Raw genomic sequence first — 14,406 nt, forward strand, 5'->3', positions numbered from 1 at the left:
GTGGCGATTGTGGAGAAAGTGATCGACGCGTCCCCGCAGCAGGTGTTCGACGTGCTCGCCGACGGGTGGACGTACAGCGACTGGGTGGTGGGCACGGTGCACGTCCGGGACGTGGACGAGACCTGGCCCCGGGTGGGCAGCCGGCTGCACCACAAGGCCGGCCCGTGGCCGTTCTCGCTCCAGGACACCTCCACGGTGCTGGAGTGCGACGCCCCGCACAAGTTCGTCGTGCGGGCCGGGCTGTGGCCGGCCGGCGAGGCGATCGTGGTGTTCCGGCTCGAACCGCTGGCCGACGGCCGGACGCGGGTCACCATCGGCGAGGACTTCGCCGCCGGGCCGCTGCGGTGGGTCCGGAACAAGCTCAACGACCTGGTGCTGCACCAGCGCAACAAGGAGACGTTGACCCGGCTCGCCGACATCGCCACCCGACAGAAGGCGGACCGGTGACCCAGCGCGTGGTGATCACCGGGGCGAGCGCGGGCGTGGGGCGCGCGGTGGCCCGGGCGTACGCGGCCCGCGGCGCCCGGCTGGCCCTGCTGGCCCGGGGCGCGGCCGGGCTGGCCGCCGCCGAGCGGGACTGCCGCCGGCTCGGCGCCGCCGAGGTGCGCACCTACCGGCTGGACGTCGCCGACGCGGGCGCGGTGCAGGCGGCCGCCGACGACGTGGCGCACCACTACGACGGGCTCGACGTCTGGATCAACGACGCGATGGTGTCGGTCTTCGCGCCGGCCTGGGAGATCACCGCCGCCGAGTTCCGCCGGGTCACCGAGGTCAACTATCTGGGCACCGTGCACGGCACGCTGGCCGCGCTACGCCACATGCGCGGCCACCGGCGCGGGGCGATCGTGCAGGTCGGCTCCGCGCTGGCCTACCGGGGCATCCCCCTGCAGTCGGCGTACTGCGCGAGCAAGCACGCGGTGCAGGGCTTCAACGACTCGCTCCGGGCCGAACTGCTGCACGACTGCCCCGGTGTGAAGCTGTCGATGGTGCAGCTCCCAGCCCTCAACACCCCCCAGTTCTCCTGGGTACGCACCCGGCTGCCCCGGCATCCGCAGCCGGTGCCGCCGATCTTCGCGCCCGAGGTGGCCGCGCGGGCGGTGCTCTGGGCCGCCGACCACGGGCCGCGCGAGCTGAACGTGGGCGGCCCGACCTGGCGGGCCCGGCTGGGCAACGTCCTCTTCCCCGGGCTGCTCGACCGGAAGCTGGCCCGGGACGGCTACGACAGCCAGCAGACCGACGGCCCGATCGACCCGGCGACCTGGCGCGACAACCTGGACCGGCCGGGCGACGACGAGCGGGACCGGGGCGTCGAGGGTGTCTTCGCCGACTCGGCCCGCCGGCGCTCGGCGGCACTCTGGGTGAGCACGCACAAGCCCGCGGTGTCCGTGCTGGCGGTCGGCGCGCTGCTCACCGCGGCCGGCGGGCTGGCCCGCCGGTTACGCTGACCGCCCACGCCGGCGAACCGTCCGGAATCCTCCGCACGGGCGTCTGTGCGGACCGCGCGGAGGGTACTGGCTACCCTCTCAGGTGAACCTGTCGGCCGACCGAGGATGTCCGTGATGATCGAACCCGTGCAGTTGCCCTCCCCGTGGCGCGACGCACGCCTGACCGTCGTCGTTCCGACCTACAACGAGGCGGGCAACCTCCCGGTGCTGGTCGAGCGCCTCCTCGCGCTGCCGCTGCCCGGGTTGAAGGTGCTCGTCGCGGACGACAACTCCCCGGACGGCACCGGGGAGGTCGCCGACAAGTTGGCCATCGAGCACCCGGACCGGGTGCTCGTGGTGCACCGACCGGGCAAGGAGGGCCTCGGCCGGGCGTACGTGGACGGCATCGGGCGGGCGCTCGACGACGGCGCGGAGTACGTGGCGCAGATGGACGCCGACCTGTCGCACCCGCCGGAGGCGCTGCCCGGCATGCTCGGCGCGCTGCTGTCCACCCAGTCCGGCGTGGTCATCGGCTCGCGCTACGTGCCGGGCGGCGAGCTGGACGAGAACTGGCCGCTCTACCGGCGCGCGCTCAGCGGCTGGGCCAACCTCTACGTGCACACGTTGCTGCGGGTGCGGATCCGCGACCTGACCGCCGGCTTCAAGATCTGGCGGGCCGACGCGCTGCGCGACATCGGCCTGGAGCGGGTGCAGTCCAACGGCTACAGCTTCCAGGTGGAGATGCACTACCTGGCCACCAAGCTGGGGCACACCATCCTGGAGGTGCCGATCCGCTTCGAGGAGCGCCGTGAGGGCGCCTCGAAGATGACCACCGCCACCAAGATCGAGAGCGCGCTGATGCCGTTCAAGCTGCGCACCCGGCACCGCAACCTGGACACCTGACCCGCGTTCGCACGGACAGTGGCCTCACGCTGCGTCATGACGACGCAGCGTGAGGCTGTGCGCCAGGCCGGGTGGCCGGTCAGCGGTAGACGGCGCGGTGCGCCGCGCCGATCACGCCCGCGTACACGCCGCCGGTGAGCGCCCGGTCGCGGGCCAGGGCGGCCCGGGCCGCGTTCGCCCCGGGCGCGCCGTGCACCCCGCCGCCCGGGTGCGCCGAGGCGCTGGCCAGGTAGAGCCGGTCCACCGGGGTGTCCGCGCGGCCCAGGCCGGGGATCGGCCGCAGGAAGAGCTGCTGGTACGCGGCCGCGGTGCCGCCGCCCAGCGCGCCGCCGACCAGGCTCGGCTCGGCCGCCTCCAGGTCGCCGGGACCGGCCACGTGCCGCCCGACGATCAGCGAGCGGAAGCCCGGGGCGGCCTCCTCCAGCACCTCCTCCATCCGCTCCACGTGCCCGACGACGTCCTCGGTCCGCCAGTGCCGGCGGAACGGCAGGTGCGTGTAGGACCACAGCGACTCGGTGCCCGGCGGGGAGTGGCTCGGGTCGGCCACCGACATCTGCCCCACGAGCAGGAACGGATCCCGGGGCACCTCGCCGCGGGCCAGCGCCCCCGCGTACGCGGTGAGCCCGTCCAGGTCGGCACCGAGGTGCACGGTGCCCGCGCCGGCGACCGCCCGGTTCTTCCACGGCACCGGCGCCGAGAGCGCCCAGTCCACCTTGAGCGTGGAGCCGTCCCACCGGAAGTGCGCCAGGTCCTCGACCAGCCGGGGTGGCAGGGCGGCCGGGCCGACCAGGTCCAAATAGAGCGCCGGGGCGGGCACGTCGGCGAGCACCGCCCGCCGGGCCCGCCAGTCGGTGCCGCCGGCGGTGCGCACACCCATGGCGCGGCCCCGGGCGGTGAGCACCCGCTCGACCCGGGCGCCGTACTCGATGCGCCCGCCCCGCTCGACGAGCCGGGCGACCAGCGCGTCGGTGATCCGCTGCGCGCCGCCGACCGGCACCGGCCAGCCGACCTGCTGGCCGAGCATGGCGAGGAGCCAGCCGTACACGCCCGAGCCGGCCTCCTCGGGCGACAGGTCGGTGTGCAGGGCGCAGCCGGCCAGCAGCACCGGCCCGCCCTCGCCGGCGAAGAGTTCGTCGCCGAGCTTGCGCACCGGCACGACGAGCCGGCGGGCGAGCCGCAGCGCGCCGGAGACCTTCAGGCGGCGCAGCAGGGTTAGCCCGCCGCGCACCGGCGGGAACGGGCTCGTGATGGTGTCCAGCATCGGCTCGGCCACCTGGCACCAGTCGGCGTACGCGTGCCGCCACCGGTCGCCGTCGCCCGGCGCGAACGCCTCCAGCGAGGCGGCCGTGGCGTCCAGGTCCCGGTTGACCACGGCCGCGCGCCCGTCGGGCAGCAGGTGGGCCAGCACGTCCGGGGCGTGGGTCCAGGACAGACCGTGGCGCTCCAGGCCCAGGCCGCCCAGCACCGGCGAGGCGAAGCCGAGCGGGTAGAAGGAGCTGTAGAGGTCGCTGAGGTAGCCGGGGGCGGTCACCTCGGCGGAGCGCACCGCCCCGCCGGGGACCTGGGTCGCCTCCAGCACCAGTACGTCCCAGCCCGCGTCGGCCAGCAGGTTCGCGGCCACCAGCCCGTTGTGGCCGGCCCCGATGACAACGGCGTCCGCGGTGGAAATCATCCGACCCGCCTACCCGGCCGGTTACCGGGCGAAACGCGTTTGCCCGGGCCGGGTCGGGGCATCCACTGCCGCATGTACACGGTTGCACAGCTCATAGGTGGAGTGTGGGGTGCCGGGGGTTCGGGGGGCGAGCTGGTCGTACACGATCCGGCCGACGGCTCCCCGGTGACCACCGTGCCGGTGGCGACGGCGGACGAGGTGGCCAAGGCCGTCGAGGCGGCCCGGGGCGCGGCGGCGGAGTGGGCGGCGACCGCCCCGGCGGAACGGGCGGCGGCGCTGCACCGCGCGGCGGACGCGGTCGAGGCCGTCGCCGACGAGCTGGCGCGGGCCACCACGGCGGAGATGGGCAAGCCGCTGGACGACGCGCGCGGTGGCGTGGCGGCGGGCATCGGCACGCTGCGACAGTACGCCGAACTCGGCCCGGTACGGGGCGGCCGGACCCTGCACGGCGCCCCCTCCGCGCTGGACTTCATGGCGCCCGAGCCGCGCGGCGTGGTCGCCGCCATCACCCCGTGGAACGACCCGGTGGCGGTCTCCTGCGGCCTGCTCGGTGCGGCCCTGGTCACCGGCAACGTGGTGCTGCACAAGCCGAGCGAGCGCACCCCGGCGACCGGCTGGCTGCTGGCCCGCGCCCTGGACTCGGCGCTGCCGGCCGGGGTGCTGTCGCTGCTCACCGGCGGCCCCGAGGTCGGCGCGGCGCTGGCCGGGCAGGAGGTGGACGTGGTCGCCCACGTCGGTTCCACCGCGACCGGCCGGGCGATCGCCGCCGCCGGCGCGCGCACCGGCGCGAAGGTGCTGCTGGAGAACGGCGGCAGCGACCCCCTCGTGGTGGACGCGGACGTGGACCCGGTCTGGGCGGCCGAGCAGGCCGCGCTGGGGTGCTTCGCCAACGCCGGGCAGATCTGCGTCGCGGTGGAGCGGATCTACGTGCACCGGGATGTGGCCGAGGACTTCGTCGACGCGCTGGTGGAGCGGGCCGAGGCGCTCGTCGTGGGCCCGGGCCGGGACCCGGGGACCCAGCTCGGGCCGCTGGTCGACCGGCGGCACCGGGACCACGTGCACGGGCAGGTCACCGCGGCGGTGGCCGAGGGCGCACGGCTGCGCACCGGCGGCGGCCTGCCGGACGGGCCGGGGGCCTTCTACCCGGCGACGGTGGTCAGCGACTGCCGGCACGAGATGACGCTGGTCCGGGAGGAGACCTTCGGGCCGGTCGCCCCGGTGGTCGTGGTCGACTCGTTCAGCGAGGGGCTGCGCTGCGCGGCCGACTCCCCGTACGGGCTGGCCGCCACGGTGCTGACCGGCTCGATGAGCCACGCCCACCGGGCCTGGCGGGAGCTGCCGGTGGGCACCGTCAAGGTCAACGCGGTGTTCGGCGGCGCGCCGGGCGGCGCCGCGCAGCCGCGCCGCGGCAGCGGCCAGGGCTTCGGGTACGGCCCGGAGCTGCTCGACGAGTTCAGCACGGTGAAGGCCGTGCACATCGAGGCGCCGGGCGGCGGCCACTGGTGAGCGGCACGACGGGAGCCCGGGACCTGCCTGGTCCCGGGCTCCCGTGTCGTGGTCGGCCGGTCAGCGGCCGCCGCGGGCCTTGCGGGTGGCGTTGTTGTTCGCCTTCTCGATCGCCTTGACCAGCTCCGGCTTGGTCATCCGGGACCGGCCCGGCACGTCGAGCTTCTTGGCCACCTCCATGAGGTGCTCCTTCTTGGCGTTGGCGTCCACCCCGCCGGCCGTGGGGGCCCGCCGGGTCGGCCCGCCGCCGGCCGCCTGCCGGTCGCTCGGGCCCTTGCGCCCCTTCGGCTCCCAGTGGTCGCCGACCTTCTCGAACTCGTGCTTCACGGCGGCGAAGGCGGCGCGGTGCGCCCGCTCCCCCTCGCCGTACGTCTCGACCGCCGAGTCGTGTGTCTTCTCCCAGGTCCGCTGTGCCTTGTCCGGGGAGCGCTTCAGCGTGCTGGGCAGTACCTCGCGCCCGGGCATCTCGTCCTCCTCCGTCTCGGTGGGATCCTCTACCGATTCCCCCCGCCGTCCAGGACAAACCGGCACCGGTTTGCCGACTTCCCCCACCGGGTACCGCCCGGGCCACCTGCCGGGGGTGCGCCCGGTGCGGCGGAGGAGGCGGTCATGACGGCGACGACGGATGCGGCGGCCGGCGGCCGGCCCCGGGCCCGGATCCCCCGCCGGGTACGGCAGTTGAGCTGGGCCACCTGGCGCGGGGTGCTGGTCCGCGCCGGGCGCAGCTTCGTCAAGGACAACTGCGCCGACTGGGCCGCCGCGCTCACCTACTACGGGGTGCTGGCGCTCTTCCCCTCGACCATCGTGGTGGTCGCCCTGGTCGGGCTGGTCTCGGACGGGCCGCGCACCGTGGACACCGTGATCGACCTGGCCCGGGAGATCGGCGCCGGCTCGGTGGTCGGCAACGACGCCTTCGTGACCGTGGTGCGCGGCGTGGTGGAGCAGCAGGGCCCGGCGAAGGCGCTGCTCAGCTTCGGTCTGCTCGGCACGCTCTGGTCGGCCTCCGGCTTCATCGGCGCGTTCACCCGGGCCTCCAACGCGATCTACGGGGTCGAGGAGGGGCGGCCGTTCTACCGGCTGCGGCCGATGCAGATCGGGCTCGCCGCGGTGTCGCTGGTGCTGTTCGCCGTGGTGGCCCTGGCGCTGATCGTCAGCGGCCCCGTGACCGACTTCGTGGGTGACCGGCTGCACGCCGGCGGGCTCACCCGCCAGGTGTGGACGGTGGCGAAGTGGCCGGTCCTCGCGCTGGTGGCGATGACCCTGCTGTCCCTGCTGTTCTGGATCGCCCCGAACGTGCGCCAGCCCCGGTTCCGCTGGCTCACCCCGGGCGGCGCGCTGGCCCTGCTGGCGTGGGTGCTCGCCTCCTTCGGCTTCGGCCTCTACGTGGCCAACTTCGGCTCGTACGACGTGACCTACGGCAGCCTGGGCGCGGTCATCGCCTTCCTGGTGTGGCTCTACCTGTCCAACTGCGCGCTCATGCTCGGCGTCCAGGTCAACGCCGAGCTCCAGCGGGGCCGGGTGATGCAGGCGGGCGTCGACGACCCGAGCGAGCCCGTCCTGCCGCCGCGGGCTCCGGCCGACTCCTGACCGGCTTCGCCCGGTTCGGGGGCCGGTGACCGGCTCCACCGGCCGCCGCCGGTTTACCGGCGGCCCCCTCGGGCATGTCTGTCGGCATGGAACGTGGCAGCAGCAAGCACTCACCCAGGCTCGACGAGCAGATGAGCAGCGAGGTGAACGGCCTGATCCAGGGGCCGGGCACCGGCGGCTCCCGGGTGGAGGAGCACCGCGTGCCGGAACCGGCCGGGGAGGACCAGCCCGAGGCCACCACGGCCCCGGCGGGCGAGCTGCGCACCGGCGCCCCGAAGGGGATGAGTTCGGAGGACGTGGAGGGCCGCAGCCGCCTCGGCCGGTTCATCACGATGTCCGCTCTTCCGGGCGACCGGGAGGCGCTGGTGGCCAACGCCCGGGAGAACGAGGCGCCGGACGACATCGTGGCGGCGCTGCAGGGCCTGCCCGAGGGCACCCGGTACCAGACGGTGTCCGAGGTGTGGGCCGCCCTCGGGCACAAGAACGAGACGACGCGCTGGTGAGCGGACCGGCCCACGGTCCGCGAGCAGACACCGGCGGAACAGGAGGAACACCGAGATGAGCGGCGTCATGGAACACGTGGACGTGTCCGTCCCGATCCGCACCGCCTACGACCAGTGGACGCAGTTCGAGGAGTTTCCGCACTTCATGGAGGGCGTCCAGGAGGTCCGGCAGCTCTCCGACACGATGACCCACTGGACCGTGGAGATCGCCGGCGTGAAGCGCGAGTTCGACGCCGAGGTCACCGAGCAGCTGCCCGACGAGCGGGTGGCCTGGCGTTCCACCGGGGGCACCGAACAGGCCGGCGTGGTGACCTTCCACCGGCTGGACGAGGGGCACACCCGGGTCACACTGCAGCTGGAGTTCGAGCCGCACGGCGCGGTCGAGAAGGCCGGCGACAAGCTGGGCGTGGTGGACCGCCGGGCCAAGGGCGACCTGGCGCGGTTCAAGCAGTTCATCGAGCGGCGCGGTCAGGAGACCGGCGCCTGGCGCGGCAAGGTCGACCGGCCGGCCCCCTGAGTCGCCGACCCCCGGACAACGCGAACCCCGATGGCCGCCGGTGCTCCGGCGGCCATCGCCGCGTCCGGGGGCCGTTTGCGATCATCCGGCCCGGGTACCGCAGGGGAATGACCGACAACGACAGTCACGTGTGGCGCGACGAGGAACGCACGCCCCTGCGCGAGCTGGAGCGGGCGATGTCCGGGTCGACCCTCGACGGGCAGGCGGACGACGCCACCGGCAACGACGCCGGCGAGGAGGCCGCGTTCGGCCACGGGCCGGAGGCGGTGGACCGGGGCGCCGGCCCGGAGGCCGAGCGGCGGGAGATGACCGACGCGGACCGGGCGTACCGGCCGTCGACCACCGGACGGACCGGCCCGGACAACATCTGAGCCGCCCCCGGGGCGCCCGGAGTGCGCGCCCCGGGGTTCAGCCGGCCCGGGAGACCGGGGCGGCCTGGCGGGCGCCGGCGGCGTGCAGGGCGACGAGCGCCACCGCGAGCACCACCAGGGTCGGGCCGAGCGCCGCCACCGAGACCCGGGCCAGCAGCACCCCCACGGCGGCCGGCACCAGGGCGGCGCCCAGGCCGGCCGCGCCGATCTGCAGGCCGATGGTCCGGTCCGCGTGGTCGCGGCCCACCCGTTCCGCCGTGGTCAGGGTGAGCAGCGGGAACACCGGCGCCGCCGCGAAGCCCACCACCAGCAGGCCGGCCACGGTCACCCAGCCCGGGGCGGGCAGCGCGATGAGCACCGCTCCCCCGGCCATGCCGAGCAGGCTGCCGCGCAGCACCCGGGCGGTGCCCAGCCGCTCCGCCACCACCCCCTGGACCACCCGCCCCACGAAGAGGCTCCCCCAGTAGCCGGAGACGCAGAGCCCGGCCACCGCGGCGGAGAGCTTCCGCCCCTCGGTGAGCAGCAGGAACGCCCACAGGCCGGTGGACACCTCGATGGCCACGTAGACGGCGAAGGCGGCCCCGCCGAGCCACACGGCCGGCAGTCGCAGCGTCGCGCCGATCGAGGTCGGCCGCGCCGGCCCCGCGCCGGCCGGCTCGCCGGGCACCACCTGCGGTGCGACCGGGTCCGGCGGCAGGGCCGCGCCGGCCTGCGGGTCGCCGCGCCAGAGCCGCACCGTGAACGCGAACGCGGCGGCCAGGGTGAGCTGGGCGGCGGCCACCAGCGCGTACCCCCAGCGCCAGCTCAGTCCGGCGCCGAGCGCCGCGGTCATGATCAGCGGACCGATGGCCACGCCGAGCCCGAAGAACGCGTGCATCCAGTTCATGTGCCGGGGACCGAAGGCGGCGGCCGCGTACGCGTTGAGGCCGGCGTCGATCGCCCCGGAGCCGAGCCCGAGGACCAGCGCGAAGCCGACCATGACGGCGAGCGCGGGGGTGGACGCGTACCCGGTCAGGGCGGCGCCGGCCAGCAGGGTGCTGCCGGCGAGCAGCCAGCCGACGCCCAGCCGGGCCAGGGTGAACCCGGCGAGCACGCTGGAGGTCAGGTAGGCCACCGTGCCCGCCGTGAGCACGACCCCGACGGCCTCGGTGGGCACGCCCAGGTCCCGCCGGATGGACGGCCAGCCGACCCCGATCAGGCCGTCGGGCAGCCCGAGGCTGACGAAGGCCAGGTAGGCCAGGAGCAGCAGGGCGGGGCGGGGCGGAGCGGGGACGCGGGACACGAGGCCCCATCCTGCCCAGCCGCCGCCGGCCGGGACCGATCGGGGCTACCCGCCCGGCGAGGGTCATGCTCAGCCGAAACGACAAAAAGTGCGATACGGACGGTCGGGAAAACGGACAGCCCATCCAGAATCGGCCGAACGGCTGACGGCGATGCCCCTGCCCCGCGTAAGACTTTCGGGATGCAACAGGGCTCCGGTTTCCTCTCCCAGCGTCAGCGCCGCCTGGCATGGCTCGGCTTCCTGCTCGCCGCGGTTCAGGCCCCCGTCGCCGCCCGGCTCGTCGACGACAGCTCCTGGCTGTTCAGCCTCGTGGTGGCGCTCATGGTGGCGACTGTGATCATCGCCGACGACGGCGTACGCCGCACGGCGCAGGCCCGCTCCTCCGACTGATCAGCCCTCGGCGGGGCGCGCCTCGTGCCCCGGCCGTCCCGGGCTGCGGCGCCGTTCCTTCATCTCCGCCTCGTAGAGGTGCCGCCGGCCGCCGACGAGCTCGTCGCGGGCCCGCCGGTCCAGCTCCCGGAAGAGCGCGTAGTACCCGTCGTCGAAGTCCTCGACGATCTGGAAGGTCCAGCGTCCCGCGATGACGTTGCGCCCGAGCAGGTCCTCCTCGACGCGTGCGGCCAGTTCCGGGTGCCCGGCGGAGCGGAACAGCTCCACGGCGTCGTCGAGCATCAGGTCGGCATGCCCGATGAGCTGGTGCAGCGAGTAGAGGTGCCCCCGGGCCCGCTCGACGCACTCCAGCGCCTCGCTGAGCTTGCCCAGGGCCTCGACCGTGGCGTCACTCACGCCGGCCGGCCGGCGGTGCACCTGGTCCGGCCCGTCCACCTGCTGTCCCATTCCGTTCCTCCGCGGGGTCTGCTGGGCGGTCTGCGCGGTATCCCTTCTGCCCCGCGGCGCACGGCTCAATCCCGCCGGGCGGAGCGCCGCATCGCCCGGAGGACCCGGGCATCGGCCGGTCGGCCGAGGCCGCCCCGCTCCCGGCGGGGCTAGCCTCGGTCACCATGCGCGTGCCGAACAACCGGGTGGCGACCCGTTCCGCGGCGCTGGCCGCGAGGTCCAGCCTCACCACGCTCACCGCCGTCGTCGGCACCGCCGGCCTCGCCGCGGCTGCCGCCAACCCCGGCCTGCTGGCCGCAGTCGACCAGCACGCCGCCGGCGTACGCGACAGCCTGGACGGCGACCGCCGCCCGCTGACCGTGGCGGCGCTCGCCGGATACGCCGAGGGCGTGCGCGACGCGGCGCGGGAGCACGGCTGGGAGCCGCCGGTCGAGCCGGTCGACTGGTCCGAGCCGGACTGGGTGCTCACCCGCCTGCTCGCGGTCTGCCTGCTGACCCGCGCGCTGGACCCTCGCGACCTGGCCTGAGACACGGCGGAGGGTGCCCGCGATTCGCCCCGCGGACACCCTCGTCGCCCCGTTGTCGCTCAGCCGTTGGGCCGGCGGAACTGCTGGGTCTCGTCCCCGGCGCCGGAGCGGTACGTCCCCTGCGCCCCCGACATCGACGACTGCGGCGTGGCCGGGGCGGGCTGGCCGCCCCGATCGGCCATCTGCCGCTCGTAGTCGCTGCGACCGGCGCCCTGCGCCTGGCGCTGCTGCTGGATCGCCCGGGACTCCGCGGCGGCCCGGTCGAGCCACCGGTCCCAGCGGGCCTGCATGGGCTTCACCAGACCACCGCCCACGCCGACCACCAGGATGCCGGCGATGGTGCCGAGGAACGCGATGAGCACCGGCGTGGTGACCGTGGTGGCGATGCCCACCTGGTTGAGCGCGGCGATGACGCCGAGCGCCAGGACGAAGATCGCTGCCACGTCGGCCAGCACCCGGCCGTACGAGAGCCCACCGAGGGCGCCCGAGACCAGATCCCGCACCGCGTTGGCGATGGCGGCCGCGATGACCACGATGACGATCGCCACGAAGGCCCGCGGCAGCCAGGAGACCACCCCCCGGATCAGGTCACTGATCGCGTTGGGTCCCCACACCCCGAAGGCGAACTGCAGGGTGAACAGCAGGACCGCGTAGTAGGCCAGTTTGGCCAGGATGTCGCTGGCGTCGTATCTCGTGCGTTCGAGCGCGCGTTTGACGCCGCCGCGTTCGACGGCGCGGTCGAATCCCACCCGTTCCAGTGCCGCGTCCACGATTTTGAGGACGGCTCGGGCGATGAGCCAACCCACCACGAGGATCGCGATGAACGCGATGGCCCTCGGGATGAAGAGCAGGATCGACCTCCAGAAATCGGTCAGGGCGTCACCGATGTCGGCCTGCCCGACCGCGAGGGTTTTCGGCATGTTGTCCCTCCTGTCGCGTGAACTGCGCCGCCCGCATACCCGGTCGCGTCGGCAGCACGCCGGGCCGACCCGGGGCAATTTCCCGACATGGCCGGGCGAACTACCCCTGACCTGCACTAACCCCCGCGATCGGGCCGGTTTGGGGCCGACGCGCGCGCGTGCTCGAAACCTGACCGCCAGGCTCCGGTTAGGCTGCGGTCATGCCAGGCACCGTCGGGCGGGTCCCCACGCCATCAGCCCCCAACCCGGGAGCGAGCGCCGGACCGGGCGCGACCGGCGCGGCGACGGTCCTGGCCCACCCGTGGGCGGACACGCCACTCGGTCCGCCGGACGGCTGGGATCCGGCGGTCCGTGCCGTGGTCGACCTGGTGCTGGCCTCCCCGGTGCCGATGGCCCTGCTCTACGGCGAGGACCTGGTCCTGCTCTACAACGACGGGTACGCGGAGCTGATCGGCGACCGGCACCCGGCGGCGCTCGGGCAGCCGGCGGCGGAGGTGTTCGCCGACCTCTGGCACGACCCCGCCGCCGGGCAGGTGGTCACCCGGGTCTACCGGCGGGGCGAGCCCTACCTGGAGCGGGAGGCGGTGCTGCCGGTCGACCGGCACCAGGGGGGCCACGCCGAGCCCGCCGTGTTCACCCGCGGCTACTCCCCGGTCCGCGACTCGACCGGGCAGATCATCGGCGTGCTCACCGTGGCGGCCCAGACCACCCAGGTCACCCAGCAGCTGCAGAGCCTGAGCGACTTCGCGGCGGCGCTCTCCGGCACGCTCACCCTGGACGACGTCGCCCGGGTCACGCTGCGCTACTGCCTGCACTCCTTCGACGCCGACCGGGTCTCGTTCGTCGTCGACGAGGGCTCCGCCTGGCGGATGGTCCGCCGGGTCCGGGGTGAGCTGCTGGACGAGGCCGACGAGCGGCTGCCGCCGCTGTGGCGGCGGCTGCCCGCCGACTCGGCCGTGCCGAACGCGGTGACCGCTCGCAGCGGGGTGTCGTCCTTCGTGGGCGACGGCCAGCCGCTACGGGACAGCGCGGCGGACCGGCACGACGAGAAGATCCGGGCGATCGCCTCGCTGCCGCTGCGCTCGACCGTCATCCGCGGCGCGCTGACCGTCGGCTACCAGGCCGCGCACCCCTGGTCGCCGGCGGAACGGGCGTTGCTCGCCGCCTCGGCCGAGCTGGTCGGCCAGGCCGCCGAGCGGGCCCGCCGCTTCGAGACCCAGCACGGCACCGCCCAGCTGCTGCAGCGCAGCATGCTCCCGGAGCAGCTGCCCGACCTGCCCCGGCTGCGGATCGCCGCCCGCTACGACCCCGGCGTCGACGGCAACGCCGCCGGTGGCGACTTCTACGACGCGTTCGTGCTGCCCACCGGCGCGCTCGGCGTGGTGCTCGGCGACGTGGCCGGGCACGACGTGCAGGCCGCCGCCCGGATGGGCCAGGTACGCGCCGCGCTGCGCGCGCTGGCCCTCTCCGACCCCCGGCCGGACGCGGTGCTCGGCGGCCTGGACCGGCTGGTCGCCAGCCTGGGCACCGAGGGCGGCACGCACGAGCTCTTCGTGACCGTGGTGTTCGGCGTGATCGAGGCCGACCGGGAACGGGTCACCCTGGCCAGCGCGGGCCATCCCGCGCCGCTGATCCGGCGCTGCCCCGCCGAGGGCGACCCGGTCGCCGAGTACGTCGAGGTGCCGCCGGCGCCGCCGCTGGGTCTGGGCGGCCGCCCGCGGACGGTCACCGTGCCGTTCCGCCCCGGCGACACCCTGCTGCTGTTCAGCGACGGGGTGGTGGAGCGGCGCTGGCAGGACCTCACCGCCGGCCTGACCGGGCTGAGCGCGGCGGTGACCGCCGCGAGCAGCGGGGACCCGCGGGCGCTCTGCGCGGTGGCGACCGCCGCGGTTCCGGGCGCCACCGAGGACGACGTGGCTGTGCTGGCCGTCGAGCACGCGGTCAAGCCGAGCCGGTCGGCCCGCATGGAGGTGCCGGCCGAGCCGACCGCGCCGAGCCGGGTCCGGCACTGGCTGACCGCCCAGCTCACCGACTGGCAGGTGCCCGAGGCGGTGGTCGGCGCGGCGGTGCTCTGCACCAGCGAGCTGACCACCAACGCCCTGCTGCACGCCGGCACCGCCGCCCGGGTCGAGATCGACCTGAGCCCGGAACGCCTGCTGGTCTCGGTCGCGGACTCCGGCACACGGGGGCAGGTGACCCGGGCGCAGACCGACACGCTGAGCAGCCGGGGCCGCGGGCTGGGGCTCATCGAGGAGCTGAGCGACGCCTGGGGCACCGACCCCACGGTGCGGGGGTCGACGGTCTGGTTCGAAATCCTCATCCCACCCGGGTGAGTCGCGCGTCGGGGCCGGCCCGGA

Annotated in this window: 16 protein-coding genes; 11 read left to right on the forward strand and 5 right to left on the reverse strand. The window is 75.0% G+C overall.

The genetic code is table 11. The features are described from left to right. Positions 1 to 9: 9 nt before the first annotated feature. From RMN56_RS00965 to RMN56_RS00975, 3 genes are all read left to right on the forward strand, one after another. On the forward strand, positions 10 to 447 hold the full coding sequence (locus RMN56_RS00965) for an SRPBCC family protein (protein ID WP_313721904.1): 438 nt from the start codon (positions 10 to 12) through the stop codon (positions 445 to 447). Further along, positions 444 to 1,445, forward strand: coding sequence for an SDR family oxidoreductase (locus tag RMN56_RS00970; protein ID WP_313721905.1), 1,002 nt, complete (start codon positions 444 to 446; stop codon positions 1,443 to 1,445). Before RMN56_RS00965 ends, RMN56_RS00970 begins: the two co-directional genes overlap by 4 nt. A 114-nt stretch (positions 1,446 to 1,559) precedes the next feature. Further along, complete coding sequence (locus tag RMN56_RS00975) at positions 1,560 to 2,327, forward strand: polyprenol monophosphomannose synthase (RefSeq protein ID WP_262283754.1); 768 nt, start codon at positions 1,560 to 1,562, stop codon at positions 2,325 to 2,327. 79 nt (positions 2,328 to 2,406) lie between these two features. On the opposite strand, the gene RMN56_RS00980 is transcribed toward RMN56_RS00975, so the two are convergent. Continuing rightward, positions 2,407 to 3,999 carry a phytoene desaturase family protein gene (locus RMN56_RS00980; protein WP_313721906.1) on the reverse strand — a complete coding sequence of 531 codons (1,593 nt, stop codon included), beginning with the start codon at positions 3,997 to 3,999 and terminating at the stop codon, positions 2,407 to 2,409. A gap of 72 nt (positions 4,000 to 4,071) precedes the next feature. Here RMN56_RS00980 and RMN56_RS00985 point away from each other — a divergent pair, with 72 nt between their 5' ends. After that, positions 4,072 to 5,505 carry an aldehyde dehydrogenase family protein gene (locus RMN56_RS00985; protein WP_313721907.1) on the forward strand — a complete coding sequence of 478 codons (1,434 nt, stop codon included), beginning with the start codon at positions 4,072 to 4,074 and terminating at the stop codon, positions 5,503 to 5,505. 60 nt (positions 5,506 to 5,565) lie between these two features. Here the strand turns inward: RMN56_RS00985 and RMN56_RS00990 are convergent, their stop codons facing one another. Continuing rightward, positions 5,566 to 5,970, reverse strand: a complete 405-nt coding sequence (locus RMN56_RS00990; RefSeq protein WP_313721908.1) for a ChaB family protein — start codon at positions 5,968 to 5,970, stop codon at positions 5,566 to 5,568. A 144-nt stretch (positions 5,971 to 6,114) separates the two neighbouring features. Here RMN56_RS00990 and RMN56_RS00995 point away from each other — a divergent pair, with 144 nt between their 5' ends. From RMN56_RS00995 to RMN56_RS01010, 4 genes are all read left to right on the forward strand, one after another. Beyond that, positions 6,115 to 7,092, forward strand: coding sequence for a YihY/virulence factor BrkB family protein (locus tag RMN56_RS00995; RefSeq protein WP_313721909.1), 978 nt, complete (start codon positions 6,115 to 6,117; stop codon positions 7,090 to 7,092). A gap of 86 nt (positions 7,093 to 7,178) precedes the next feature. Further along, a complete protein-coding gene (locus RMN56_RS01000; RefSeq protein ID WP_313721910.1) occupies positions 7,179 to 7,595 on the forward strand; it encodes a DUF2795 domain-containing protein in 417 nt (138 codons plus the stop codon). 55 nt (positions 7,596 to 7,650) lie between these two features. Then, positions 7,651 to 8,112, forward strand: coding sequence for an SRPBCC family protein (locus RMN56_RS01005; protein WP_313721911.1), 462 nt, complete (start codon positions 7,651 to 7,653; stop codon positions 8,110 to 8,112). A 107-nt stretch (positions 8,113 to 8,219) separates the two neighbouring features. Next, the gene (locus RMN56_RS01010; RefSeq protein ID WP_313721912.1) at positions 8,220 to 8,483 is read left to right on the forward strand and encodes a hypothetical protein; all 264 of its coding nucleotides are present in this window, start codon (positions 8,220 to 8,222) and stop codon (positions 8,481 to 8,483) included. Positions 8,484 to 8,520: 37 nt separating this feature from the next. Here the strand turns inward: RMN56_RS01010 and RMN56_RS01015 are convergent, their stop codons facing one another. Beyond that, positions 8,521 to 9,765, reverse strand: a complete 1,245-nt coding sequence (locus RMN56_RS01015) for an MFS transporter (protein ID WP_313721913.1) — start codon at positions 9,763 to 9,765, stop codon at positions 8,521 to 8,523. Between the two features lie 180 nt (positions 9,766 to 9,945). Between RMN56_RS01015 and RMN56_RS01020 the strand changes: the two genes are divergently transcribed. Next, positions 9,946 to 10,155, forward strand: coding sequence for a hypothetical protein (locus tag RMN56_RS01020; RefSeq protein ID WP_262283745.1), 210 nt, complete (start codon positions 9,946 to 9,948; stop codon positions 10,153 to 10,155). Here RMN56_RS01020 and RMN56_RS01025 read toward each other — a convergent pair whose 3' ends face one another. Continuing rightward, positions 10,156 to 10,602 (reverse strand): hypothetical protein, encoded by a 447-nt coding sequence (locus RMN56_RS01025; RefSeq protein WP_313721914.1) that lies wholly within the window; start codon positions 10,600 to 10,602, stop codon positions 10,156 to 10,158. It abuts the gene before it with no gap. Between the two features lie 164 nt (positions 10,603 to 10,766). Between RMN56_RS01025 and RMN56_RS01030 the strand changes: the two genes are divergently transcribed. Further along, positions 10,767 to 11,129 (forward strand): DUF6401 family natural product biosynthesis protein, encoded by a 363-nt coding sequence (locus RMN56_RS01030; RefSeq protein ID WP_313721915.1) that lies wholly within the window; start codon positions 10,767 to 10,769, stop codon positions 11,127 to 11,129. A 59-nt stretch (positions 11,130 to 11,188) separates the two neighbouring features. On the opposite strand, the gene RMN56_RS01035 is transcribed toward RMN56_RS01030, so the two are convergent. Further along, positions 11,189 to 12,049: a mechanosensitive ion channel family protein gene (locus tag RMN56_RS01035; RefSeq protein ID WP_313721916.1), complete on the reverse strand. Its 861-nt coding sequence runs from the start codon at positions 12,047 to 12,049 to the stop codon at positions 11,189 to 11,191. 200 nt (positions 12,050 to 12,249) lie between these two features. On the opposite strand from RMN56_RS01035, the gene RMN56_RS01040 reads away from it, so the two are divergent. Then, positions 12,250 to 14,382, forward strand: a complete 2,133-nt coding sequence (locus RMN56_RS01040; RefSeq protein ID WP_313721917.1) for an ATP-binding SpoIIE family protein phosphatase — start codon at positions 12,250 to 12,252, stop codon at positions 14,380 to 14,382. Positions 14,383 to 14,406 lie beyond the last annotated feature (24 nt).

Origin of the sequence: Micromonospora halotolerans (genome assembly GCF_032108445.1) — a bacterium.
GTDB classification, from domain to species: domain Bacteria; phylum Actinomycetota; class Actinomycetes; order Mycobacteriales; family Micromonosporaceae; genus Micromonospora; species Micromonospora halotolerans.

What these genes read in the sequence shown, in the direction of transcription:
- RMN56_RS00990 (WP_313721908.1), bottom strand. Translation starts at nt 5,970, where the DNA reads ATGCCCGGGCGCGAGGTACTGCCCAGCACGCTGAAGCGCTCCCCGGAC.
- RMN56_RS01025 (WP_313721914.1), bottom strand. Translation starts at nt 10,602, where the DNA reads ATGGGACAGCAGGTGGACGGGCCGGACCAGGTGCACCGCCGGCCGGCC.
- RMN56_RS01000 (WP_313721910.1), top strand. Translation starts at nt 7,179, where the DNA reads ATGGAACGTGGCAGCAGCAAGCACTCACCCAGGCTCGACGAGCAGATG.
- RMN56_RS01040 (WP_313721917.1), top strand. Translation starts at nt 12,250, where the DNA reads ATGCCAGGCACCGTCGGGCGGGTCCCCACGCCATCAGCCCCCAACCCG.
- RMN56_RS00980 (WP_313721906.1), bottom strand. Translation starts at nt 3,999, where the DNA reads ATGATTTCCACCGCGGACGCCGTTGTCATCGGGGCCGGCCACAACGGG.
- RMN56_RS00995 (WP_313721909.1), top strand. Translation starts at nt 6,115, where the DNA reads ATGACGGCGACGACGGATGCGGCGGCCGGCGGCCGGCCCCGGGCCCGG.
- RMN56_RS01035 (WP_313721916.1), bottom strand. Translation starts at nt 12,049, where the DNA reads ATGCCGAAAACCCTCGCGGTCGGGCAGGCCGACATCGGTGACGCCCTG.
- RMN56_RS00985 (WP_313721907.1), top strand. Translation starts at nt 4,072, where the DNA reads ATGTACACGGTTGCACAGCTCATAGGTGGAGTGTGGGGTGCCGGGGGT.
- RMN56_RS01005 (WP_313721911.1), top strand. Translation starts at nt 7,651, where the DNA reads ATGAGCGGCGTCATGGAACACGTGGACGTGTCCGTCCCGATCCGCACC.
- RMN56_RS01020 (WP_262283745.1), top strand. Translation starts at nt 9,946, where the DNA reads ATGCAACAGGGCTCCGGTTTCCTCTCCCAGCGTCAGCGCCGCCTGGCA.
- RMN56_RS00975 (WP_262283754.1), top strand. Translation starts at nt 1,560, where the DNA reads ATGATCGAACCCGTGCAGTTGCCCTCCCCGTGGCGCGACGCACGCCTG.
- RMN56_RS01030 (WP_313721915.1), top strand. Translation starts at nt 10,767, where the DNA reads ATGCGCGTGCCGAACAACCGGGTGGCGACCCGTTCCGCGGCGCTGGCC.
- RMN56_RS01010 (WP_313721912.1), top strand. Translation starts at nt 8,220, where the DNA reads ATGACCGACAACGACAGTCACGTGTGGCGCGACGAGGAACGCACGCCC.